This is a genomic window from Citrobacter sp. KH_055_1 (genome assembly GCF_057838705.1).
On sequence record NZ_CM174473.1, the window covers coordinates 4,004,898 to 4,029,762 of the forward strand.

A 24,865-nucleotide genomic window follows, 5' to 3' on the forward strand; every position below is an offset into this window, starting at 1 on the left:
AATTAACCCATTACTGAAGAGGCTTGAAGATGGATTTCAATTTGAATGACGAGCAGGAACTGTTTGTCGCAGGTATTCGTGAACTGATGGCCAGTGAGAACTGGGAAGCTTACTTTGCCGAGTGCGATCGTGACAGCGTCTACCCAGAACGTTTTGTAAAAGCGCTGGCGGATATGGGCATCGACAGCCTGCTGATCCCGGAAGAACACGGCGGTCTGGAAGCCGGTTTCGTCACCGTTGCCGCGGTGTGGATGGAATTAGGTCGCCTTGGCGCACCGACTTACGTGCTGTATCAATTGCCGGGAGGTTTTAACACTTTCCTGCGTGAAGGCACCCAGGAACAAATTGATAAAATCATGGCGTTCCAGGGCACCGGTAAGCAGATGTGGAACTCCGCTATCACAGAACCGGGAGCTGGATCGGATGTTGGCAGTCTGAAAACCACTTATACACGCAAAGATGGTAAGGTTTATCTTAATGGCAGTAAGTGCTTTATCACCAGTAGCGCCTATACCCCGTATATCGTGGTGATGGCTCGTGATGGTGCATCGCCGGATAAACCGATTTACACCGAGTGGTTTGTTGACATGACGAAAGCCGGTATCAAAGTCAATAAGCTGGAGAAACTCGGCCTGCGCATGGACAGTTGCTGTGAAATTACCTTTGATGACGTCGAACTGGATGAAAAAGACATGTTCGGTCGGGAAGGTAATGGCTTTAACCGCGTGAAAGAAGAGTTTGACCACGAACGTTTCCTCGTCGCCCTGACCAACTACGGTACAGCAATGTGCGCCTTTGAAGATGCGGCGCGCTACGCCAATCAACGCGTCCAGTTTGGCGAAGCAATTGGTCGTTTCCAGCTCATTCAGGAGAAGTTTGCGCATATGGCGATCAAACTGAACTCCATGAAAAACATGCTGCTGGAAACCGCGTGGAAAGCAGATAACGGCACCATTACCTCGGGTGATGCAGCAATGTGCAAATACTTCTGCGCTAACGCCGCGTTTGAGGTCGTGGACACCTCCATGCAGGTACTCGGCGGTGTGGGTATTGCGGGCAATCATCGCATCACGCGCTTCTGGCGTGACCTGCGTGTTGACCGTGTTTCCGGTGGCTCTGATGAAATGCAGATCCTGACGTTGGGTCGTGCGGTACTCAAGCAATACCGCTAAGTGGGATGCCGGATGGCGCTTCGCCTATCCGGCCTACAACTAACTGCCAAGAGTTACATTATGGACCATTTACCAATGCCTGCATTTGGGCCGCTTGCCGGCGTACGCGTTGTCTTTTCAGGAATCGAAATCGCCGGGCCGTTCGCCGGACAGATGTTTGCCGAATGGGGCGCTGAGGTTATCTGGATTGAAAACGTCGCCTGGGCCGATACCATCCGCGTGCAACCCAACTACCCGCAGCTGTCACGCCGCAACCTGCACGCCCTGTCACTCAATATTTTCAAAGATGAAGGCCGGGAAGCGTTTCTGAAGCTCATGGAAACCACCGACATTTTCATTGAAGCCAGTAAAGGTCCGGCCTTTGCCCGCCGCGGTATTACCGATGAGGTTTTATGGGAGCATAACCCGAAGCTGGTTATCGCTCACCTCTCCGGCTTCGGCCAGTATGGCACCGATGAGTACACCAACCTCCCGGCGTACAATACCATCGCCCAGGCGTTCAGCGGTTATCTGATTCAAAACGGCGACGTTGACCAGCCGATGCCAGCCTTCCCGTACACCGCCGATTACTTCTCCGGCATGACAGCCACCACGGCAGCCCTGGCTGCTCTGTATAAAGTGCGCGAAACGGGTAAAGGCGAAAGTATCGATATTGCCATGTACGAAGTCATGCTGCGTATGGGCCAGTACTTCATGATGGATTACTTCAACGGCGGTGAAGTTTGCCCGCGCATGACTAAAGGTAAAGACCCCTACTACGCCGGTTGCGGCCTGTATAAATGCGCCGACGGCTACATCGTGATGGAGCTGGTTGGCATTACGCAAATCAACGAATGCTTTAAGGATATTGGTCTGGCGCACATTCTCGGAACGCCAGAAGTTCCGGAAGGCACACAGCTCATCCATCGTGTTGAGTGCCCGTACGGCCCGTTAGTCGAAGAGAAACTGGATGCCTGGCTGGCAGAACACACTATTGCAGACGTTCAGGCGCGCTTTGCCGAACTGAATATCGCCTGCGCGAAAGTACTGACGATCCCGGAACTGGAAGACAACCCGCAGTACGTAGCCCGTGAATCCATTACCCAGTGGCAAACGATGGACGGTCGCACCTGTAAAGGCCCCAACATCATGCCGAAATTCAAAAATAACCCAGGGAAAATCTGGCGTGGCATGCCGTCACACGGCATGGATACCGCCGCCATTCTGAAAAATATCGGTTACAGCGAAGCAGACATTAATGAGCTGGTCGGCAAAGGTCTGGCCAGGGTTGAGGATTAAACGCGATGCGCTGACCGGCTTTGCGGGTTAGCGCTCACGCCTGATTTCAGTGGATAAGGTAAAATGGATATCGTTGGCAGACAAAACTTACGTCAGATGTGGGACGACCTGGCCGGGGTGTACGGAGATAAAGCAGCACTTATTTTCGAATCCTGCGAAGGAAACGTTCGGCAGTTTAGCTATGCCTCGCTTAATGAAGAGATTAACCGTACGGCGAACCTTTTTCATTCATTGGGCATACGCAAAGGCGATAAGGTCGCATTACATCTGGACAACTGCCCGGAGTTCATTTTTTGCTGGTTTGGGCTGGCAAAAATTGGCGCCGTGATGGTACCGATTAACGCCCGCTTGCTGGGGGAAGAAAGCGCCTGGATCCTGCAAAACAGCCAGGTCAGCCTGCTGGTCACCAGCGCTCAGTTTTATCCAATGTACCGCCAGATAAAACGGGAAAATACCACCCCGCTTAATCACATTTGTCTCATCGGAGAGCAGGTTCCGGCTGACGATGGCGTGAGCCATTTTTCTCAGCTCAAGGACCAGCAGCCGACAACGCTGTGCTATACACCACCGTTATCCACTGATGACACGGCAGAAATTCTGTTTACCTCAGGCACCACCTCGCGTCCCAAAGGGGTGGTGATTACCCACTATAACCTGCGTTTTGCCGGTTACTACTCCGCCTGGCAGTGCGCCCTGCGCGATGACGACGTCTACCTGACGGTCATGCCCGCTTTCCATATTGACTGCCAGTGTACGGCAGCCATGGCGGCTTTTTCCGCAGGCAGTACCTTTGTGCTGATAGAGAAATACAGCGCCCGGGCCTTCTGGGACCAGGTACGTAAATATCAGGCGACGGTGACGGAATGCATTCCGATGATGATCCGCACCCTGATGGTACAGCCCGCAAGCCCGACTGACAGGCAGCACAAGCTGCGCGAAGTGATGTTCTACCTCAATTTATCGGTGCAGGAAAAAGATGATTTTATCACGCGCTTTGGCGTTAGGCTGCTGACCTCCTACGGCATGACGGAAACCATCGTCGGTATTATTGGTGACCGCCCCGGTGACCAACGGCGCTGGCCTTCCATTGGCCGCGTGGGCTTTAGCTATGAAGCCGAAATCCGCGACGATCATAATCAGCCGTTACCTGCCGGAGAGATTGGCGAAATCTGCATTAAAGGCGTGCCGGGTAAAACGATATTTAAAGAGTACTACGCACAGCCACAGGCCACGGCCAACGCGCTGGAGCCGGACGGCTGGTTGCATACCGGTGATTCCGGCTACCGGGATGAAGACGGCTTTTTCTATTTCGTTGACCGGCGCTGCAACATGATTAAACGCGGTGGGGAAAATGTTTCCTGCGTCGAGCTGGAAAATATAATCGCTGCTCACCCTAAAATTCAGGACATTGTCATTGTCGGTATTAAAGACGCTATCCGCGATGAGGCGATTAAAGCCTTTATCGTATTGAATGAGGGCGAAACATTAAGCGAAGCGGAATTTTTCAGTTTCTGCGAAGGCAATATGGCGAAGTTTAAGGTTCCCTCGTTTTTGGAGATAAGAACCGACCTGCCGCGTAATTGTTCCGGAAAAATAATCAAAAAAAATCTGAAATAAATCCTCCGCCAGGAATGCCTCCTGTCGGCAAATCTATTTTTTGGAGATGAGCTATGAGTGAATCATTACATCTGACCCGTAACGGCCCGATTCTGGAAATTACATTAGACAGGCCCAAAGCGAATGCCATTGACGCCAAAACCAGTTTTGCCATGGGTGAGGCTTTTCTTCATTTCCGCGATGACCCGGAATTGCGCGTGGCGATTATCACCGGCGGCGGCGAGAAATTCTTTTCTGCGGGCTGGGACCTAAAAGCGGCAGCAGAAGGTGAAGCGCCGGATGCCGATTTTGGTCCCGGCGGTTTTGCCGGTTTAACGGAAATATTTGATCTCGACAAGCCGGTCATCGCCGCAGTAAACGGCTATGCCTTCGGCGGCGGATTCGAGCTAGCGCTGGCGGCAGATTTTATCATCTGTGCGGAAAACGCCAGCTTTGCGCTACCGGAAGCCAAGCTTGGTATCGTGCCAGACAGCGGCGGCGTGCTGCGTCTGCCGAAGCTGCTGCCGCCTGCTATCGTCAACGAAATGGTGATGACCGGCAGACGAATGAGCGCCGAAGAAGCACTGCGCTGGGGGATTGTGAACCGCGTCGTCAGCCAGGTTGAACTGATGGACAGCGCCCGCGAACTGGCGCAGCAGCTGGTGAATAGCGCCCCGTTGGCCATCGCCGCGCTGAAAGAGATTTACCGCGCGACCAGCGAAATGCCGGTAGAAGAAGGCTACCGCTACATCCGCAGCGGCGTGCTGAAGCATTACCCATCCGTACTGCACTCTGAGGATGCGCTCGAAGGACCGCAGGCATTTGCTGAAAAACGCGATCCGGTGTGGAAAGGTCGTTAATGTGCTGAGGCCGGATGGCGCTTTGCTTATCCGGCCTACAAAAAATGCACACTCGTAGGCCGCGTTATCCGGCAAAAACAACTGAGGAATATCGTGAGTTATTATGCGTTTGAAGGCCTGATCCCGGTGGTACACCCACAGGCGTATGTCCATCCTAGCGCAGTGCTGATTGGCGATGTGATCGTCGGTGCTGGCGTATATATCGGTCCTCTTGCCTCGCTGCGCGGCGACTATGGCCGCCTGATCCTTGAAGCAGGCTCGAATCTTCAGGATGGTTGCATCATGCACGGCTACTGTGACACCGACACCATCGTGCATGAGAATGGACACATCGGACATGGTGCAATCCTGCACGGCTGCGTCATTGGCCGGGACGCGCTGGTTGGCATGAACAGCGTCATAATGGACGGCGCAACAATTGGCGAAGAGAGCATTGTCGCCGCCATGAGCTTTGTTAAAGCCGGATTTACCGGCGAGGCAAGGCAAATGCTGGTCGGTTCACCTGCCCGCGTGCTGCGAGAGGTGACAGACCAGGAGCTGCACTGGAAGCGGCTGAACACCAAAGAGTATCAGGATCTCGCGGTTCGCTGTCGGGTAGGGTTACGCGAAACACAGCCGTTAACGCAGATTGATAAAAACCGCCCGCGTCTGAAAGGCACAACGGATGTGAAGCCCAAATCAGCACAGTAATTGATGCCGGATGCGCTCACGCTTATCCGGCCTACGAGTCAATTACCGTTTATGCCGCCATCAGGCAAACTTACAATTAGCGACGCATACTTTTTGACAGCATCATCTGCCATTTCTGCTCGCGATTAAGCTCTGTTGGCGGTACAGCCGACATACGCGGCATTTTCCCTACGCTCACTTTTTTATCCTGCAAATTGTGATTCAATCTGCTGTAGAGATGAGAATCAATACTCACGACTTTCACCAGACGCTGGCACTGACAGCCCCGGCCTGCAATCTGGTTAGGGATCATCTTAACTTCACAAACAATTTCTCCCACTTCAGACAGAATATAGGAGAGCGTATTAATTGCTTTGCAGTGTTCAATATTAAAATGGAGGGAGATTTCTTTTGCCGTGACCCAACGATCTTCAGCCCTGATCCAATCAGCAATTAACAAATAAAGCGGTCTTTCAACATATTCTTCACACATAAGCACACCATTTCACAAATTAAAAATCTGGCTACGGCCTGTCTGGATAAATAAAAACAAAGCCCTATTAAAATTGTGTATATGAGAGATAGTATGCGACTTGAATGTTGATTAGTGTGAGCAACATCTTGCTTATTACATTGAAAATGTGGTTATCACAGCGCTATTTGCCTGTAATGACCTTAATAGATAAAAAAAACGGTTTCTTTACAGAAACCGTTTCTTATTAAATTGCAGACCCGACCCGCTCAGAAGCGGGTGGGTCATTGTCGATTACTTCGCGATCTGTGCGTGCATTTCCTGAACGGAGGTCACCTTCTCGGTAGCATCCGCATTCAGCGCCATCGCCGTGGCGAAACCGCCGTTCAGCGTGGTGTCATAATGAACTTTGTACTGCAGCGCGCTGCGGCGAATCAGCTTGGAGTCTTCAATCGCCTGACGACCTTCAGTGGTGTTGATGATATAGGTATATTCGCCATTCTTGATACGGTCCTGAATATGCGGACGACCTTCATGCACCTTGTTTACCAGACGCGGGTTGATACCGGCTTCCCCCAGTACAATTGCCGTACCGTGGGTGGCGTCCAGCTCGAAACCAAACTTCAGCAGCTTCGCCGCCAGGTCAACGACGCGCTCTTTATCGCCTTCACGCACGGAGAGCAGTGCGCGGCCCTGTTTCTTCATGGTGGAGCTGCTGCCCAGCTGCGCCTTGGCGAATGCTTCCGCAAAGGTGCGGCCTACGCCCATCACTTCGCCGGTAGAGCGCATTTCTGGCCCTAACAGGGGGTCAACGCCCGGGAACTTGTTAAACGGCAGCACCACTTCCTTCACCGAGTAGTACGGCGGGATAATTTCTTTGGTGACGCCCTGCTGTGCCAGCGTTTGACCGACCATCACGCGCGCCGCCACTTTTGCAAGCGCAACACCGGTGGCTTTGGAGACAAACGGTACGGTACGCGCCGCACGCGGGTTGACTTCAATCAGGTAAACTTCGTTGTTCTTCACCGCAAACTGGACGTTCATCAAACCACGAACCTGCAGTTCGAAGGCCAGTTTCTGCACCTGCTGGCGCATCACGTCCTGAATTTCCTGGCTCAGCGTGTAGGCTGGCAGGGAACACGCGGAGTCACCGGAGTGAACGCCCGCCTGCTCAATGTGCTCCATGATGCCGCCAATCAGCACCCTTTCGCCGTCGCAGATAGCGTCCACGTCCACTTCTACTGCGTCATCCAGGAAGCGGTCCAGCAGCACCGGCGCGTCGTTGGAGACGCTGACCGCGGTCTGGAAGTAGCGACGCAGGTCGGCTTCGTCGTACACAATTTCCATTGCCCGACCGCCAAGCACGTAGGACGGGCGCACCACCAGCGGGTAGCCAATCTCTTTTGCCTTCTCGACCGCCATTTCAATGGCGGTAACGGTGGCGTTGGCCGGTTGTTTTAGCTTCAGACGGTCAACCGCCTGCTGGAAACGCTCACGGTCTTCAGCGCGGTCAATCGCGTCCGGGCTGGTGCCGATAACCGGCACGCCTGCGGCTTCCAGCGCACGCGCCAGCTTCAGCGGAGTCTGCCCACCGTACTGCACGATAACGCCTTTCGGCTTCTCGATACGCACGATTTCCAGCACGTCTTCGAACGTTACCGGTTCAAAGTACAGACGGTCGGAGGTGTCGTAGTCGGTAGAAACCGTTTCCGGGTTACAGTTGACCATAATGGTCTCGTAACCGTCTTCGCGCAGCGCCAGCGACGCATGTACGCAGCAGTAATCGAATTCGATACCCTGACCGATACGGTTCGGGCCACCGCCCAGCACCATAATTTTGTCGCGATCCTGAGTCGGGTTCGCTTCGCACTCTTCTTCATAGGTGGAGTACATGTAGGCAGTGTCGGTGGAGAATTCTGCGGCGCAGGTATCCACACGTTTATAAACCGGGTGCAGCTTATACTGTTCGCGCAGTTTGCGGATTTCCGCTTCGCGCACGCCAGCCAGTTTTGCCAGACGCGCATCGGCAAAGCCTTTACGCTTGAGCTGGCGCAGGAAATCAGCGTCGAGGCCGTTAATCCCCAGCTCTGCAACTTTTTCTTCCAGACGCACCAGTTCTTCAATCTGTACCAGGAACCAGCGGTCAATGTTGGTCAGGTTGAAGACGCCATCAACGGACAGACCAGCACGGAACGCATCGGCGATGTACCAGATACGCTCAGCGCCTGCATCTTTCAGCTCGCGACGAATTTTGGTCAGCGCTTCCGGGTCATCCAGGCTCACTTTCGGGTCGAAACCGGTGGCGCCCACTTCCAGACCGCGCAGCGCTTTTTGCAGCGATTCCTGCTGTGTGCGGCCAATCGCCATCACTTCGCCGACGGACTTCATCTGCGTCGTCAGACGGTCGTTAGCACCGGCAAACTTCTCGAAGTTAAAGCGCGGGATCTTAGTCACAACGTAGTCGATAGACGGTTCGAACGACGCCGGAGTACGGCCGCCGGTGATGTCGTTCATCAGCTCATCGAGGGTATAACCGACCGCCAGTTTCGCCGCCACTTTGGCAATCGGGAAACCGGTCGCTTTCGAGGCCAGCGCCGAGGAGCGGGAAACGCGTGGGTTCATTTCAATGACAATCAGGCGGCCGTTTTTCGGGTTCACCGCAAACTGCACGTTAGACCCGCCGGTTTCTACGCCGATTTCACGCAGTACCGCCATCGAGGCGTTACGCATGATTTGATATTCTTTGTCGGTCAGCGTCTGGGCAGGTGCCACGGTAATGGAGTCACCGGTATGAATGCCCATGGCGTCGAAGTTTTCGATGGAGCAGACAATAATGCAGTTATCATTTTTGTCACGTACCACTTCCATCTCGTACTCTTTCCAGCCAATCAGCGATTCATCAATCAGCAGCTCTTTCGTTGGGGAAAGATCCAGACCGCGTTCGCAAATCTCTTCAAACTCTTCGCGGTTATAGGCAATACCGCCGCCGGTACCGCCCATGGTGAAGGACGGGCGGATGATGCACGGGAAGCCGACGTCAGCGGCAACCGCCAGCGCTTCTTCCATGGTGTGGGCGATACCAGAACGCGCGGTGTCGAGACCGATTTTCTTCATTGCGATGTCGAAGCGACGGCGATCTTCTGCTTTATCAATCGCATCGGCGGTGGCACCAATCATGGTCACACCGAACTCTTCAAGTACGCCCTGACGCTCCAGCTCCAGCGCGCAGTTCAGCGCCGTCTGGCCGCCCATGGTAGGCAGTACCGCATCCGGGCGCTCTTTTTCGATAATTTTGCGTACCACTTCCCAGTGAATTGGCTCGATGTAAGTGGCATCGGCCATTTCCGGGTCGGTCATGATGGTCGCCGGGTTGGAGTTGACCAGAATAACGCGGTAACCCTCTTCACGCAGGGCTTTACACGCCTGCGCGCCGGAATAGTCAAACTCACACGCCTGGCCGATAACAATCGGACCCGCGCCCAGAATCAGGATACTTTTTATGTCTGTACGTTTTGGCATGGCTCTTTTAACTCCTGATTATTTCGCGGACTGACGGTATTGCTCAATTAACTCGATAAAGTGGTCGAACAGCGGCGCAGCATCGTGCGGCCCCGGGCTCGCTTCAGGGTGGCCCTGGAAGCTAAACGCCGGTTTGTCGGTGCGATGGATACCCTGCAGGGTGCCATCGAACAGTGATTTGTGTGTGACGCGCAAGGTAGCAGGCATCGAGGCTTCATCCACCGCAAAACCGTGGTTCTGCGCGGTAATCATCACGGTGTTGTTATCGATATCTTTCACCGGATGGTTGCCGCCGTGGTGGCCAAACTTCATCTTGATGGTCTTCGCACCGCTCGCCAGCGCCAGCAGCTGATGGCCGAGACAGATGCCAAACACCGGAATATCGGTTTCGAGGAATTTCTGAATCGCGGCAATCGCGTAGTCACACGGTGCCGGGTCGCCAGGACCGTTGGACAGGAAGATACCGTCCGGATTCATCTTTAATACGTCTTCTGCGGAGGTCTGCGCAGGCACAACCGTCAGGCGGCAGCCGCGATCCACCAGCATACGCAGAATGTTGCGTTTCGCGCCGAAATCGTAGGCAACCACGTGGAACGGGAGTTCTTCAGCGGATTTTGCTTCCGGCAGGTCGCCTTCCAGCGTCCAGCTTCCCTGTGTCCAGCCATACGGTTCTGCCGTAGTGACTTCTTTCGCCAGATCCATGCCGTTCAGGCCCGGGAAGGCTTTCGCTTTTTCCAGCGCCAGCTGTGCATCCAGGTTATCCCCTGCGATGATGCAGCCGTTCTGAGCGCCTTTCTCGCGCAGCAGACGGGTCAGCTTACGGGTATCAATATCGGCAATCGCCACGATGTTATGGCGCTTCAGGTAAGAAGAGAGGTCTTCGGTATTGCGGTAATTGCTGGCAATCAGCGGCAGGTCGCGGATGACCAGACCTTGCGCATGTACCTGAGAAGATTCTGCATCGGCTTCATTGGTGCCGACATTGCCGATATGAGGATAAGTAAGGGTGACGATTTGGCGGGAATAGGAAGGATCAGTGAGGATTTCTTGATAACCGGTCATTGAAGTATTGAAAACGACTTCCCCAACCGCCGAACCTGTTGCCCCTATGGCCCGACCGTGAAACTGGGTTCCGTCTTCCAGAACCAATAGCGCTGACTTAATCAAAACACCCTCCAGAGAATATTCACTCACTTTATTTGCATATTAATTCATTAACGCAGTATGAATCAATGCAAATTTGCTTACCTATGGATTTCTGGCAAACGGCGGCATTCTAGAGACAGCCCGGGAAAAAGTCTACCCAAAAGGGGATTTTTTATTATTATTTTACGCCACTGGGACAAATCATGTGATTTAACAGGCAAAAAGATCAGCTAAGTAACGGTAGAAAACGCTTGCGGGAGGTCAAGAATGTAAAAATGAATCATGGCAGACAAAAAAGTGGACCATTTGGTCAAAATTTACATTGAGGCAACAAAAACACATTACAAAACATCTTAAAATAAGTGTTTTAATTGAAAACTATAAAAACAATGGAAAAATAAAAGGGCAATAAAATATTGCCCTATGTAATCAATAAATTATGATTACAATAACCACATCACGAAGGGTAATAAAACCTTATAAACCGCCTAAATCAAGCACATCTTTCATATCAAAAAGACCATTTGACTTACCTTTCAACCACATCGCCGATCTTACCGCACCGTTGGCAAACGTCATACGGCTGGACGCTTTGTGCGTAATCTCGATACGTTCGCCAATATCGGCGAACATCGCCGTATGTTCCCCGACGATGTCACCAGCACGCACCGTGGCGAAACCGATAGTGCCAGGCCCACGTTCACCGGTGTAACCTTCACGCGAGTAGACGGCACAGTCCTTTAAATCTTTGTCCAGCGCCCCGGCAATCGCCTCCCCCATCGCCAGCGCCGTCCCTGACGGTGCGTCGACTTTATGACGGTGGTGCGCTTCAATAATTTCGATGTCGGTGTAGTCGCCCATCACCTTCGCCGCTTTCTCCAGCAGTTTAAGCATCACGTTCACGCCGACGCTAAAGTTGGCGGCAAACACAATGCCGATATCCTGCGAGGCATCGCGAATGGTCTGCTTACCGGCATCATCAAACCCGGTCGTGCCAATCACCATGCCTTTTGCATGCTGCCGACAAAATGCCAGATGCGTCAGCGTGCCTTCCGGGCGGGTAAAATCGATAAAGACATCGAAATCGTCTTTTACCGCTTCGAGGCTGCTCTGAACGGTTACGCCAGATTTTCCAACGCCCGCCAGCTCACCAGCATCGCTGCCCAGTAAAGAGGAGCCGTCACGCTCTAGTGCCGCCCCCAGTTGTACTCCTTCCATCGCCATCGCAGCCTGAATTAACTGCCGTCCCATGCGGCCACCGGCGCCTGCAATGGCGACGCGGATTTGTGCATCATGCATAGCTATTCTCTTTTGTTAAAATTGCGTAAATCGTTTTCAGAGTAACCAGCCCGCGACAGGGTCGCCAGCCGAAAACGTCCATAATTAGAAATTAATGATAAACAGAGAGGAATATCAGTAAAAGACATGATTCACCCCGCAGGATGAATCATTGCCGCAGTCGGGGAAAGAAGTCAAACTCGCTCAGAATGGCGACAGACGATAAGAAAAGCACTTTAAAACCCAACGGTAGGTAGCCAATTCGCGTGACCGTTTCTGCCAGCCCATTTTCAGGCCGCTAGAGTATAGCTCACCACCATCTGCCCTTTTTTCAGCTTAACCTGTGTAATGATCACCTCACCCAGCTCGGATAAACGGGCCACGTGCGTACCGCCACAAGGATATCCCGGTAGGTCACCAAAACCGACCTGGCGTAAGCCGCCGTCAAAGGTAATTCGGCGCGCAAGATTGTCGGTCTGCCATTGGCCAATTTTCGCCATCAGTTGTGTTGCTTCCGGCAAAGTGCTGCCCTCACCTATCGCAAAAGTAATGCGCCCTTCATTCGGCCAATGGTGCGCTTTAACCGGTCGCCAACCAAATATTTCACCGGCCTTACCAATCATGTGCCCGGCTGAGTGCAGACGGGCGTGAAGATGGCGGACAGCAGCATCAATATGCAGCGTCGTTTCGCCAGGCGGCAGCGGTTGCGCCACAATATGCACCACCTCTTCACCGCGCGTCATCACGCCTTCAACCGGGACGCCACCGATCGCGCCACTGTCCGAGGGTTGTCCGCCGCCCTGTGGATGAAACAGCGTGCTATCGAGCGTAATCGCATAGCGCCCATCGGGTTCTGCCGTGCAGTGTGTGATCGTCGCATGGCCTCGGGTGTCATCGCTGGTGTAATAAAGACGTTCAGTCATGGTTGTTCTCCTCTTGATGAGCAGAGTATATTCACTTTACCAGCACCGATAATCCCATCAACATTCAATGCATCTTTGCCCGGTACGCACAAATGAATCCCAACCTGCTTCCTGACCTTGCCACCTTTGTGTTGATTGTCGACCAGGGGAGTTTCTCCGCCGCCGCCAAAATATCCGGCGCAACGCCTTCCGCTATCAGCCGCAGCGTCTCGCGGCTTGAGCAGGCATTAGGCAGCAAACTGCTGCACCGCACCACCCGTAAGCTGGCGCTAAGCGAGACCGGGAAGATGGTTTATGAACACGCGCAAGAGATGCTAAACGCCGCGCAAATGGCGGTAGACTCCGGCAGCAGCCGCCAGGCTATTGCCCAAGGGAAGCTAACGGTCAGCGTGCCAAAGGCGGTCGGGCGTTTTGTTATTCACCCTTTAATGGCGGAGTTTTTCACCCGCTTCCCGGACGTGGATGTCTGTCTGAGGCTGGAAGACCGCTATATGGACTTGATTGATGATGGCGTGGATCTGGCACTGCGCATCAGTCAGTCGCCGTCGCCGGGTTTGTACGGCAAGCCGCTGATGCCGGTCAGTCACGTTATCTGCGCCACGCCGGAATATTTGCGCCAGCACGGTACGCCCGATACCCCACAAGCCCTACGCGATCATAGCTGTATTAGCCTTGGCGAAACGCCCGCCGATTCGCGCTGGAAGTTTCGCCGTGGGGATAAAATTGAAACTCTGCAAACTCATGGGCGTTATGCTGCCAACCATACCGGCGTGCGGCTGGACGCGGTAAAGCATCATCTGGGGATTGGCAGCCTGCCGCTGTTTACCGCCCGTGAAACGCTTGCCAGCGGCGAGATTGTCCAGGTATTACCGGAGTGGGAGTTTATCAGCGATTACAGCGGCGATCTGTGGCTCTTATGGACACGCAACCAACATATGCCCGCCAGAATGCGGGCCATGATTGATTACCTTAGCGAGAAATTGCCTCAATCTGGCCGTTGATTATGGCGCGCGTGACAGCACCTCAGCGACCCACTGGCGGAAGCCGTCAACATCCAGCGCCAGCGCGACCTGCGCGTTGGCAGGCTGCCCAAGGCGACCCTCGATATCCACTACCGTCGTTCCCGAGGTGTATTCCCCCTGGGTTTCCACCGCCACAAAGCAGGGCTGGAGCGTGAACAGATCCGGGCGGACCAGCCAGGCAATGGCGCAGAGATCGTGCATACGCAGACCGGTATTCATGCTGCCGCTACGATAATGACTGAACAGCGCATGCAGCATTTTCCCCGTCTGATTACGTGCGGGTAATGTTGCCAGGTACTCTGGTGCCAGCATGGCCTGGTTGGTGACATCCAGCCCGCACATGACTATCTCCAGCCCACTGCAAAAGACCTTCGCCGCCGCTTCGGGATCGACAGCAATATTAAACTCCGCATTGGGCGTAAAGTTACCGCGCCCGGCTGAACCGCCCATCATCACCAGGCGGCGTATATTGAATACGCATTCAGGATAGTGGGTAAGCAACAGAGCAATATTGGTCAACGGGCCAATTGCCACCAGCGTAACGGGCTGCGGGGCATGCATCAGCGCATCTCGAATTGCCTGGAAGGCGGGTTTCGCCAGCGGCTGCCGATTGTGTTCGACAAAATCATACCCTGCCATACCGGACTCACCGTGCACTGAAGCCGCATCACGCAGCGGCCGCACCAGCGGCATAGCGGCCCCCTGCGCCAACGGAATATCCGCATTCCAAAAGTGCAGCAACTGCAACGCATTACGGGTCGTTTTTTCCACCGACACGTTGCCTGCCACCGTCGTCATCAGCTGCAGATCCAGCTCAGGGGAAAACAGTGCAGCGGCAATCGCCGCCGCATCATCAATGCCGGGATCGGTATCAAGAATGATCGGTAAGCGCATGGTTTCTCCAAAAAAATGCCAGACGTTAAGTCTGGCATCTTCTCATAATCATGACGCGAAAGAGTTACTCTACTTCACGAACATCCACACGCAGCTCTTTCGGCACTTCGAAAACGATGTTCTCTTCACGGCCTTCCAGTGGGATAGCATCCCCACCGCCGAGCTCCTGCAGACGGACAATCACGTTCTGTACCAAAATATCCGGCGCAGAAGCACCGGCCGTCACGCCGACGCACGCCGCATCTTTCACCCAGACTTCCTGGATATCGGTCGCATCGTCAATCAGATACGCGGCCTTGCCCATACGCTGGGCCAGTTCTGCCAGGCGGTTGGAGTTCGACGAGTTTTTCGAGCCGACAACCAGTACCACATCCGCTTGCTCCGCCAACGCACGAACCGCTTCCTGACGGTTGGTGGTGGCATAGCAGATATCGTCTTTGCGCGGCCCAACAATTTTCGGGAAGCGTTGACGCAGGGCATCAATCACATCAGAGGTGTCATCAACCGAGAGCGTAGTCTGGGTCATGAAGGAGAGCTTACCTTCATTTTTGACATTCAACGTCAGAACGTCTTCCGGCGATTCCACCAGGTACATCCCCCCCTGCGGGTTGCTGTACTGGCCCATCGTACCCTCAACCTCCGGGTGTCCGGCGTGACCAATCAGAATCGACTCTTCGCCACGGCGGCTGGCGCGCGCGACTTCCATATGCACTTTGGTCACCAGCGGGCAGGTGGCATCAAAGACCGTCAGATCGCGGCCTTTGGCTTCGTTACGCACGGCCTGAGACACGCCGTGGGCGGAGAAAATCAGGATCGCACCGTCCGGTACTTCACTGATTTGCTCAATAAAAATAGCGCCGCGCTCGCGCAGGCTATCCACCACATAGCGGTTATGCACCACTTCATGACGGACATAAATCGGCGCGCCGTAGATAGCCAGCGCGTTTTCCACAATGCTGATAGCGCGGTCTACGCCAGCGCAAAATCCGCGCGGGTTAGCCAACAGGATCTGCATTTTACGCCTCCAGTGCCGGTTCGACTTCCAGCACTTCAATATCAAAATGAACGGTATGCCCAGCCAGCGGATGGTTGAAGTCAACCGTGATGGAATCACCGTTGATTTCGCGGATCACGCCAGGCATCTCACTGCCGTCCATTGCGGTAAAGAGCATGATAGCGCCAATTTCTGGCTCACCCGCGTCCATAAACTCCCGACGCGAGAAATACTGAATGAGGTCCGGGCTTGATACGCCAAAAGCAGCATCAGGCTCCAGAGCAAAAGTGGTTTTATCGCCCTCTTTTAACCCCAGCAGGTGTTGTTCCAGTCCTTCAGACAGAGAACCGTCGCCCAGGCGAAACAGCGCAGGCTTGCCGTTGCTGCGGGTTGACTCTGCGGTGGAGCCATCGTCGAGCTTTAAGGTGAAGTGCACCAGCACCGCACTGTTACTCTGTACTGATTTAGACATGCAGATTGCTCTTTAAAAGTGCTGCCGCCTGTTTGCCCGGTGGCGCTACGCTTACCGGGCCTACAAGATTCGCAGTAGAGTGTAGGCCGGATAAGCATAGCGCCATCCGGCATATTTTTATGCGGCTTTTTTCTCTTTCGCCGGTAAGAAGCCTTCCAGCACAATCAACGCCGCACCGATACAAATCGCCGTATCGGCAAGGTTGAAGGTGGCGAAATGCCAGTCACCGACGTAAAAGTCAATCATATCCACGACGAAGCCGTGCCACAGGCGGTCAAACAGGTTGCCCAGTGCACCGCCAATGATTAACGCATACGCGATGTTATTCAGCTTCTGCGTCGCCTTCGAGCGATACATCATCACCATTAGAATGACGCAAATACCGATCGCGATACCGGCAAAGAACCACCGCTGCCAGCCACCGCTGTCAGCCAGGAAGCTAAACGCCGCGCCATAGTTACGCGCATAGTGCAGATTCAGTGACGGGAACAGCGACACCGTATCCCCCAGAGCAAAATTCTGGAGGATCAGGTACTTGCTGCCCAAATCAATAATCAGCACGACTACCACCAGCCACAGCCAGCGGAGTCCTGTTGAACAAAGAGGCTGACTCATCAGGCAAACTTACGTTGTTCGCCATCACCGGCGATGTTGCTGACACAGCGTCCGCAGATTTCTGCGTGTTCCGCCACCTGACCCACGTCGGTCGTGTAATGCCAGCAGCGCGGGCATTTCTCGCCTTCGGCTTTGCTCAGAGCAATTTTCAAGCCTTTGAGCAGTTCGCTCTGCTGAGCATCGGCCGGTGCTGCAGCATAGTCCGCAACGGTCGCACCCGAGGTCAACAGAACAAAGCGTAACTCTTCGCCCAGCGCTGTCAGCTTGGCAGCCAGTTCAGGTTCAGCGTACAGGGTCACTGCCGCTTCCAGAGAACCGCCCACTTTCTTGTCTGCACGTGCCTGCTCGATGACCTTGTTCACTTCGCCACGCACTTTCAGCAGCTCGTCCCAGAACGTATCGTTCATCGCTTCGGTATCGGCCAGGCCAAACAGCCCCTGATACCACTCACCGGTGAAGACGTATTTTTCACGATCGCCCGGCAGGTAGCCCCAGATTTCATCTGCGGTGAAGGACATGATCGGCGCCATCCAACGCACCAGCGCTTCAGCAATATGGAACAGCGCGGTCTGGCAGCTACGACGCGCCACGCTGTCCGCTTTCGCGGTGTATTGACGGTCTTTGATGATGTCAAGGTAGAACGAACCCATTTCGACGGAGCAGAAACGCATCAGGCGCTGTACCACTTCGTGGAAGTCATAGGCTTCGTAGGCTTTGAGGATCTCGTCCTGCGCCGCTTGCGCACAGCCCACAGCCCACCGGTCCAGAACAACCATCTCTTCCGGTTTCACCATGTCTTTCACCGGATCAAACCCGTTCAGGTTTGCCAGCAGGAAGCGCGCGGTGTTACGGATACGGCGATAGCTGTCAGCAGCACGTTTCAGGATTTCGTCAGAAACAGCCATTTCACCGGTATAGTCGGTAGACGCCACCCACAGGCGCAGAATATCCGCACCCAGCTTGTTCATCACGTCCTGCGGAGAAACGGTATTACCGATGGACTTGGACATCTTGCGGCCCTGACCATCAACGGTGAAACCGTGGGTCAGTACCTGACGGTACGGCGCTTTGCCCTTCATCGCAGTGGAGATCATCAGCGAAGACATGAACCAGCCACGATGCTGGTCAGAGCCTTCCAGATACATATCTGCCGCATGCCCCGAAAACTCAGGACGCACGTCGACGACGGATGAGTGGGTAGAACCGGAGTCGAACCATACGTCCAGGGTATCCGGTACTTTGACGTACTGATCGGCTTCATCACCGAGGATATCTTTGGGATCGAGATCCCACCACGCCTGGATACCGTCAACTTCAACGCGTTTAGCCACTTCTTCCATCAGTTCGATGGCGCGCGGATGCAGCTCTTCAGTGTCTTTGTGGACAAACAGAGACATCGGCACACCCCACGTACGCTGACGGGAGATACACCAGTCAGGGCGGTTGGCGACCATCGATTCAATACGCGCCTGGCCCCAATCGGGGATCCACTGCACGCCTTTAATCTCTTTCAGCGACTGCGCACGCAGGCCTTTCTGATCCATGCTGACAAACCACTGCGGGGTGGCACGGAAGATGATCGGTGACTTGTGACGCCAGCAGCACGGATAGCTGTGCTGCATCTTCTCAACGTGCAGCAGTGCACCTTTTTCAGTCAGCAGCGCCACGACAACATCGTTCGCTTTGAAGACGTTAACTCCATCCAGGGTCGGGTACGTACCCGGCAGATAGGTACCATCTGGCCCTACCGGGTTTGCGACTTCCAGGCCGTATTTCTGACCAATCACGTAATCATCCGGACCGTGGCCAGGTGCGGTGTGTACCGCACCGGTACCGGCATCCAGCGTCACGTGATCGCCCAGGATCGCCGGAACATCAAAGCCAATGAACGGATGGGTAAAGCGCAGCAGTTCCAGCTCAGCGCCTTTTACCGTGCCCAGAATGGTGTAATCCGCCGCGCCGAGACGCTGCATCACACTTTCGACCAGATCTTTTGCCAGAATCACGGCCTGACCGTCAATCTGCACCAGTGCATAGTCAAAATCAGGGGCCAGAGAAATCGCACGGTTAGCCGGCAGGGTCCACGGAGTGGTGGTCCAGATAACCAGAGAGATCGGGCCATTCACGTCAGAAACGCCAAATTTCGCTTTCACCGCATCCTGATCGGCGGCGTGGAACGCAACGTCGATAGACGGGGAGGTTTTGTCGTAATACTCAACTTCCGCTTCCGCCAGCGCGGAACGGCAGTCTACACACCAGTGCACCGGCTTCGCGCCTTTATGCAGATGGCCGTTACCGATGATTTTACCCAGCGCGCGAATGATGTTGGCTTCGGTTTTGAAGTCCATCGTCAGGTACGGCTTCTGCCAGTCACCCAGCACGCCCAGACGGATAAAGTCTTTACGCTGACCGTCAACCTGCGTTGCGGCGTATTCGCGGCACTTGGCGCGGAACTCTGCGGCAGTGAACTTTTCACCCGGCTTGCCGAACTCCTGCTCTACTTTCAGTTCGATAGGCAGGCCGTGGCAGTCCCAGCCAGGGATATAAGGGGAGTCGTAACCGGAAAGCCCTTTGGACTTCACGATAATGTCTTTCAGAATCTTGTTAACGGAGTGACCAATATGAATGCTGCCATTCGCATAAGGAGGGCCATCATGCAGAATAAAGGTTTTTTTGCCTTTTTTAGCCGCACGAATGATGCCGTACAGGTCATCATCGGTCCAACGCGCCAGCATTCCCGGTTCACGCTTGGCGAGATCGCCGCGCATCGGGAACCCTGTTTCCGGCAAATTCAGGGTTGATTTAAAGTCACTCATCAGATTCTCGGTTCCGTATTTAAAACTCGTATAGGCGTTAAGCCGGTTTTGATAGCCCAAAAAATTCGCGGGCAGTTAACTCATCACGCGCAATCTGCGCTTTTAGTTCATCCAGCGAGGCAAATCGCTGCTCGTTGCGTATTTTTTTACGCAGCACGACATCTATATGGCGACCGTAGAGGTCCATTACAACATCCAGTAGATGCACTTCTAACTGCTGGCGTACACCGGCCACCGTTGGGCGGGTTCCGATATTCGCGACACCGGGTAAAGGCGTTTCGCCCAAGCCCATCACCTCAACCGCGTACACCCCTTTAACTGGAGAAACCTGGCGACGAAGCGGTAAATTCGCCGTGGGGAACCCGATGGTCCGCCCTAACTCGTCGCCGTGTACCACCCGTCCTGAAATGGTAAACGGATGGCCCAGTAAGCTTTCGGCTAACAGCAGATTATCTTCTGCTAGCGCCTGGCGCACAGCAGTGCTGCTGATTCGCACCCCGCCCTCACAGAAGGTCTGGGTGCTGGTGATATCAAAGCCATACTCCGCGCCCGCTTCCTGTAATAACAAGAAATCGCCCGCGCGGCTAGCGCCAAAGCGGAAATCATCACCTACGGCAAGAAATTGTACGCCAAGGCGCTTCACCAACAGGTCGCTGATAAAGTTCTGCGCCGTTAATGCGGCAAAACGCCGGTCAAAACGCACGCACAGCACGTAATCAACACCACATTCCGCCAGATAACGCAGCTTTTCCCGCAGGCGGGTCAGTCGCGCAGGTGACTTTTCAGTCGCAAACAGCTCCAGCGGCTGCGGCTCGAAAATCATCACCATGACCGGTAAATTTCGTTTGCGCCCTTCTTCCTGTAAGCCCTGCAACAACGCGCGATGACCACGGTGCACGCCGTCGAAATTACCAATAGTCAGCACACACCCATGCGGGGCCTGACTGAGATTATGTATGCCTCGTATCAGCTTCATGTCTGGCTCAAAACAGTGAAAATCGTGAAAGTATACCCTGTACCGCGGTCAAGGTTAACCGGCGATTGGTTCTGCGAAACAGAAAGAAGATTGTTTTCATTGTTATGAAACAAAATGCGGTCCTCCGCTGACCAATCAATTCAACTTTTCTCGTGGAAAAGCTGTATTCACAGCACGCAAGCTGGTAGAATCCTGCGCCATCACTACGCAACGAGTGCTGCATTTTAAACGGCGCTTATTTGCACAAATCCATTGACAAAAGAAGGCTAAAAGGGCATATTCCTCGGCCTTTGAATTGTCCATATAGAACACATTTGGGAGTTGGACCTTGGCTAATATCAAATCAGCTAAGAAGCGCGCCGTTCAGTCTGAAAAGGCCCGCAAGCACAACGCTAGCCGTCGCTCTATGATGCGTACTTTCATCAAGAAAGTATACGCAGCTATTGAAGCTGGCGACAAAGCTACTGCACTGAAAGCATTTAACGAAATGCAACCAATCGTGGATCGTCAGGCTGCTAAAGGTCTGATCCACAAAAACAAAGCTGCACGTCATAAAGCAAACCTGACTGCACAGATCAACAAACTGGCTTAATCGCCTGCTTGCTGTCGCTTTGTGAAAAAACCCGCGTAAGCGGGTTTTTTTATGTCTGTTTACTTACTCCCCGGCGCAAACAATGCCGAGTAGTTAGCATTGCAAATACGCTGCACCGCCGGATGCTGGATCATCCTCTCCGCAAAAATGGCATGGTACTCCTCCATCACATTCTCCACGCGTCCAATCTCAATGATGGAATCATCAGCGTAGAAATTGTTCGAATAGAGCGTAGGGGCGACGAAAATAGCATTGTGCGTAGCGCCAAAGGCTTTCATCAAGGCGGCATCGTCAAACTCTCCGAGGATCTCAACGTTCAGTCCCTGCGAGTTAATCCAGTTCAGCAGCTTGCGCCCGAGCATTGAGCGACGTCCTGGTATCAGCAGGCGACGCTCCTCAAGGCAGGCTGGAAACGGCTTCTCCGGCAGCGGATTGGTGCACCAGAAACTCACGCAACACTCGCCGATTTTTACCGAGAACAGCCCTTCCTGCTGCGTTGAGTCGATTGGGCAGTCGGAGATAATCATATCCAGCTTGTGCTGGCTGAGCTGCTCCAGCAGCATCTCATGCGTGGATTCAAAGCAGCGTAGATGGATTTGTTCATCGTCAACGACGGCAGCGTCGAGCACGCTACTGACCAGCTGTTTAGATAACGCATCCGCCACGCCCACATCGAACAGCAAGTTAGACTCTTTGCGGTAGTTCACGATATCCAGCATCTCCTGGCTTAAAGTGAACATTTTGTCCGCATAACGAAAAACTAATTCGCCTAGCTCACTAGGCTCCAGCCCTCGCCCCTTACGCTTAAACAACTTCCCCTGTAAGCGTTCCTCCAGCGCTTTGATCTGCCCGGTAATGGTTTGCGGTGTCAGATAAAGCGCTTCTGCGGCCCCCACCACCGAACCTTCTTTATACACATGCCAGAAGTAATACAGGTGGTTGTAATTTATATGAGACATACTCTCTCCCTGAAAATTGTCACCAAAGGGTTATCGGCTCAGGCTGACGCGTTTAACCGGGTACGCAGCCAGCTATAACCGATCACCGCCGATAGCAGAGAACCAATCAGGATCCCCAGTTTCGCCCAGTTAATCAGCTCCGGATCAACGTTACCAAACGCTAGGCTGGCGATGAAAATAGACATCGTAAAGCCAATCCCGCAAAGAATACCCACCGCCATGATTTGCTGGAAGTTCGTGCCTTCAGGCAGCTGCGCCACCTTGAGGCGTAACGCCAGCCAGCAGAACAGGCTAATCCCCAGCGGTTTACCGATAAGCAGGCCGGCGATAATCCCCAGCGGCAGGATGGAGGTCAATCCGTCCATCGTCACACCCTGCAGTGGAACCCCCGCATTGGCGAAGGCAAACAACGGCAGAATCAGATAGGCCACCCACGGATGCAGCACATGCTCCAGACGTTTCGCCGGAGAACGGCCATGCTTTTCCTTCAACGGGATGAAGAAACCGACAATCACACCCGCCAGCGTCGCATGCACCCCTGACTTCAGCACTGCGGTCCATAACACGACGCCCACCAGGATATAAATACCGGTACGTCTGACACCACACAGGTTCAACGCCGCCAGAATAAGAATCGCTAATGCGGCAACCCCCAACGACAGCAGAGAGAGATCGCTGGTATAGAACAGTGCGATGATCACAATCGCGCCAAGATCGTCAATAATCGCCAACGCCATGAGAAAGATTTTCAGCGCCAGCGGAACACGGCTGCCCAGCAGCGCCAGTACGCCGAGCGCAAAAGCGATATCCGTTGCCGCCGGGATCGCCCATCCTTCACGTGTGATGGGGTCGGCATAGTTGAATGCCAGATACAACAGCGCCGGGACAATCATCCCGCCAATCGCGGCAATCACCGGAAACGCAGCCTGGCGTAAACTGGCCAGCGATCCCTGCATCAGCTCACGCTTAACTTCCAGACCAATCAGCAGGAAAAACACCGCCATTAAGGCGTCGTTGATCCACAGCAGCATATTTTTATTGATCTCAAGCGCGCCGACCCGCAGTTGAACCGGGGTCTCCAGAAAGTCGTGGTACCATCCACTGGTTACGCCGATATTGGCCATCAACATTGCTACTACCGCAGCGATGATCAAAATAATGCCTCCCGAGGCATCGCTACTAAAAAAACGATGTAGATGTTTCACTTTTATTCTCTCTATTGGGTGAATACTTCGTAATTACTATCTTACTCCGCATGACTCATCGTTAATATTAGATTATTCATGATAAATAGATCGGTTTTTACGATCTAACAATCTGGATTGTTTCGTTCCTGTTCAGGACGGATCCGAAAAAATAAAAAAGCCTGAGACTCTTCAGTCCCAGGCTTTTTATCAAATTTATGGCGGTAAATTAACGCGTCAGGTCGTCAAAGAATTTCTTCACGCCGTCGAAGAAGCTTTTAGAACGCGGGCTGTTTTGTTCGCCCGTTGGGCCGCCAAAACTGTCCTGCAGATCTTTCAGCAACTGTTTCTGCTTGTCGTTCAAACCAACCGGGGTTTCAACCACCACGCGACACAGCAGATCGCCCTGAGCACCACCGCGTACCGACTTAACGCCTTTACCACGCATACGGAAAAGTTTACCGGTTTGCGTTTCGCCAGGGACTTTTAACTTCACCCGGCCATCCAGCGTCGGGACTTCAATCTCGCCGCCCAGCGCAGCCATCGCAAAGTTGATCGGCACTTCACAGTACAGGTTATTTCCTTCACGTTCGAAAATCGGGTGCTGTTTCACCTGCACCTGAACGTACAAATCGCCTGACGGTGCGCCATGCTCACCCGCTTCGCCTTCACCAGATAAACGAATACGGTCACCGGTATCAACCCCTGCCGGGATTTTAACGGACAGTGTTTTGCTCTTCTCTACGCGGCCATGCCCGTGACATTTGTTGCACGGATCTTTAATCAGCGTACCGCGGCCCTGACAGTGTGGACAGGTCTGCTGTACGGCAAAGAAACCCTGACGCATCTGCACCTGACCGGAACCGTGACAGGTCGGACAGGTCTGCGGCTGAGTCCCGGATTTCGCGCCGCTGCCGTGGCAAACGTCACACTCTTCCAGCGTAGGAATACGGATCTCTTTGGTGACGCCACGCACGGCTTCTTCCAGAGTGAGATCCATGTTGTAACGTAAATCCGCACCACGTGAGGCGCGCTGACGGCCACGACCACCGCCAAAGATATCGCCAAACACGTCACCAAAGATATCGCTGAAGTCAGCACCGCCGCCGAAACCGCCACCGCCGCCCATACCGCCTTGCTCAAACGCAGCATGACCGTACTGATCGTAAGCCGCGCGTTTTTGCGCGTCGGTCAGGATCTCGTAGGCTTCTTTGATCTCTTTGAATTTGGCTTCGGCCTCTTTATCACCCTGGTTACGGTCCGGGTGAAATTTCATGGCCAGGCGCTTATAGGCCTTTTTGATTTCACGCTCTTCCGCTGTTTTGGAAACGCCCAAAATCTCGTAATAGTCTTGCTTAGCCATCTCTTTTTATCTGCCCCTAACATGCGTGCACGGGCGGAGAGGAAACCTCTTCGCCCGTGCCAGTG

General features: G+C 53.8%; 22 protein-coding genes. 7 read left to right on the forward strand and 15 right to left on the reverse strand.

Annotated features, from left to right (window positions below; genetic code table 11):
- Window positions 1-29 precede the first annotated feature (29 nt).
- The 5 genes from caiA (at window position 30) to caiE (ending at window position 5,596) form a co-directional block, all read left to right on the forward strand.
- Window positions 30-1,172 carry a crotonobetainyl-CoA dehydrogenase gene (caiA, locus tag AC3ITF_RS18840; protein WP_182296696.1) on the forward strand — a complete coding sequence of 381 codons (1,143 nt, stop codon included), beginning with the start codon at window positions 30-32 and terminating at the stop codon, window positions 1,170-1,172.
- A 60-nt stretch (window positions 1,173-1,232) separates the two neighbouring features.
- Entirely contained in the window at window positions 1,233-2,450 is a 1,218-nt protein-coding gene (caiB, locus tag AC3ITF_RS18845) for an L-carnitine CoA-transferase (RefSeq protein WP_115259491.1), read from the forward strand.
- A 63-nt stretch (window positions 2,451-2,513) separates the two neighbouring features.
- Complete coding sequence (gene caiC / locus AC3ITF_RS18850; RefSeq protein WP_115259492.1) at window positions 2,514-4,067, forward strand: crotonobetaine/carnitine-CoA ligase; 1,554 nt, start codon at window positions 2,514-2,516, stop codon at window positions 4,065-4,067.
- A 53-nt stretch (window positions 4,068-4,120) separates the two neighbouring features.
- A complete protein-coding gene (gene caiD / locus AC3ITF_RS18855) occupies window positions 4,121-4,906 on the forward strand; it encodes a crotonobetainyl-CoA hydratase (RefSeq protein WP_115259493.1) in 786 nt (261 codons plus the stop codon).
- Window positions 4,907-4,999: 93 nt separating this feature from the next.
- Entirely contained in the window at window positions 5,000-5,596 is a 597-nt protein-coding gene (gene caiE, locus AC3ITF_RS18860; RefSeq protein WP_117342338.1) for a carnitine operon protein CaiE, read from the forward strand.
- 76 nt (window positions 5,597-5,672) lie between these two features.
- Here caiE and caiF read toward each other — a convergent pair whose 3' ends face one another.
- The 5 genes from caiF to AC3ITF_RS18885 all read right to left on the reverse strand — a co-directional run bounded on the left by caiF (window position 5,673) and on the right by AC3ITF_RS18885 (window position 12,913).
- Window positions 5,673-6,068: a carnitine metabolism transcriptional regulator CaiF gene (gene caiF, locus AC3ITF_RS18865; protein WP_096758355.1), complete on the reverse strand. Its 396-nt coding sequence runs from the start codon at window positions 6,066-6,068 to the stop codon at window positions 5,673-5,675.
- 273 nt (window positions 6,069-6,341) lie between these two features.
- Entirely contained in the window at window positions 6,342-9,566 is a 3,225-nt protein-coding gene (carB, locus tag AC3ITF_RS18870; RefSeq protein ID WP_117342339.1) for a carbamoyl-phosphate synthase large subunit, read from the reverse strand.
- Between the two features lie 18 nt (window positions 9,567-9,584).
- The gene (carA, locus tag AC3ITF_RS18875; protein WP_096758357.1) at window positions 9,585-10,733 is read right to left on the reverse strand and encodes a glutamine-hydrolyzing carbamoyl-phosphate synthase small subunit; all 1,149 of its coding nucleotides are present in this window, start codon (window positions 10,731-10,733) and stop codon (window positions 9,585-9,587) included.
- 456 nt (window positions 10,734-11,189) lie between these two features.
- Window positions 11,190-12,011, reverse strand: coding sequence for a 4-hydroxy-tetrahydrodipicolinate reductase (gene dapB, locus AC3ITF_RS18880; RefSeq protein ID WP_489175927.1), 822 nt, complete (start codon window positions 12,009-12,011; stop codon window positions 11,190-11,192).
- 269 nt (window positions 12,012-12,280) lie between these two features.
- Window positions 12,281-12,913, reverse strand: coding sequence for an alanyl-tRNA editing protein (locus AC3ITF_RS18885; protein ID WP_181629541.1), 633 nt, complete (start codon window positions 12,911-12,913; stop codon window positions 12,281-12,283).
- Window positions 12,914-13,005: 92 nt separating this feature from the next.
- Here AC3ITF_RS18885 and AC3ITF_RS18890 point away from each other — a divergent pair, with 92 nt between their 5' ends.
- Window positions 13,006-13,914, forward strand: a complete 909-nt coding sequence (locus AC3ITF_RS18890) for a LysR family transcriptional regulator (protein WP_137362031.1) — start codon at window positions 13,006-13,008, stop codon at window positions 13,912-13,914.
- Here the strand turns inward: AC3ITF_RS18890 and rihC are convergent, their stop codons facing one another.
- The 7 genes from rihC to AC3ITF_RS18925 all read right to left on the reverse strand — a co-directional run bounded on the left by rihC (window position 13,915) and on the right by AC3ITF_RS18925 (window position 20,925).
- A complete protein-coding gene (gene rihC, locus AC3ITF_RS18895) occupies window positions 13,915-14,829 on the reverse strand; it encodes a ribonucleoside hydrolase RihC (protein WP_489175928.1) in 915 nt (304 codons plus the stop codon). It lies immediately after the preceding gene.
- A 64-nt stretch (window positions 14,830-14,893) separates the two neighbouring features.
- Window positions 14,894-15,844: a 4-hydroxy-3-methylbut-2-enyl diphosphate reductase gene (gene ispH / locus AC3ITF_RS18900; protein ID WP_182296702.1), complete on the reverse strand. Its 951-nt coding sequence runs from the start codon at window positions 15,842-15,844 to the stop codon at window positions 14,894-14,896.
- Between the two features lies 1 nt (window position 15,845).
- Window positions 15,846-16,295, reverse strand: a complete 450-nt coding sequence (gene fkpB / locus AC3ITF_RS18905) for an FKBP-type peptidyl-prolyl cis-trans isomerase (protein WP_115259500.1) — start codon at window positions 16,293-16,295, stop codon at window positions 15,846-15,848.
- A 117-nt stretch (window positions 16,296-16,412) separates the two neighbouring features.
- Window positions 16,413-16,910 (reverse strand): signal peptidase II, encoded by a 498-nt coding sequence (lspA, locus tag AC3ITF_RS18910; protein WP_096758363.1) that lies wholly within the window; start codon window positions 16,908-16,910, stop codon window positions 16,413-16,415.
- Window positions 16,910-19,726 carry an isoleucine--tRNA ligase gene (ileS, locus tag AC3ITF_RS18915; RefSeq protein ID WP_489175929.1) on the reverse strand — a complete coding sequence of 939 codons (2,817 nt, stop codon included), beginning with the start codon at window positions 19,724-19,726 and terminating at the stop codon, window positions 16,910-16,912. The genes lspA and ileS overlap by 1 nt, the downstream gene beginning before the upstream one ends.
- Window positions 19,727-19,763: 37 nt before the next feature.
- The gene (ribF, locus tag AC3ITF_RS18920) at window positions 19,764-20,702 is read right to left on the reverse strand and encodes a bifunctional riboflavin kinase/FAD synthetase (RefSeq protein WP_115259502.1); all 939 of its coding nucleotides are present in this window, start codon (window positions 20,700-20,702) and stop codon (window positions 19,764-19,766) included.
- A gap of 7 nt (window positions 20,703-20,709) precedes the next feature.
- Entirely contained in the window at window positions 20,710-20,925 is a 216-nt protein-coding gene (locus AC3ITF_RS18925) for a DUF2575 family protein (RefSeq protein WP_096758366.1), read from the reverse strand.
- A 105-nt stretch (window positions 20,926-21,030) separates the two neighbouring features.
- On the opposite strand from AC3ITF_RS18925, the gene rpsT reads away from it, so the two are divergent.
- Entirely contained in the window at window positions 21,031-21,294 is a 264-nt protein-coding gene (gene rpsT / locus AC3ITF_RS18930; protein ID WP_003018940.1) for a 30S ribosomal protein S20, read from the forward strand.
- Between the two features lie 59 nt (window positions 21,295-21,353).
- Here rpsT and nhaR read toward each other — a convergent pair whose 3' ends face one another.
- From nhaR to dnaJ, 3 genes are all read right to left on the reverse strand, one after another.
- Window positions 21,354-22,253: a transcriptional activator NhaR gene (nhaR, locus tag AC3ITF_RS18935; protein WP_115259503.1), complete on the reverse strand. Its 900-nt coding sequence runs from the start codon at window positions 22,251-22,253 to the stop codon at window positions 21,354-21,356.
- A 38-nt stretch (window positions 22,254-22,291) separates the two neighbouring features.
- Entirely contained in the window at window positions 22,292-23,458 is a 1,167-nt protein-coding gene (gene nhaA, locus AC3ITF_RS18940) for a Na+/H+ antiporter NhaA (protein ID WP_115259504.1), read from the reverse strand.
- A 208-nt stretch (window positions 23,459-23,666) separates the two neighbouring features.
- On the reverse strand, window positions 23,667-24,800 hold the full coding sequence (dnaJ, locus tag AC3ITF_RS18945; protein ID WP_115259505.1) for a molecular chaperone DnaJ: 1,134 nt from the start codon (window positions 24,798-24,800) through the stop codon (window positions 23,667-23,669).
- Between the last annotated feature and the right edge of the window lie 65 nt (window positions 24,801-24,865).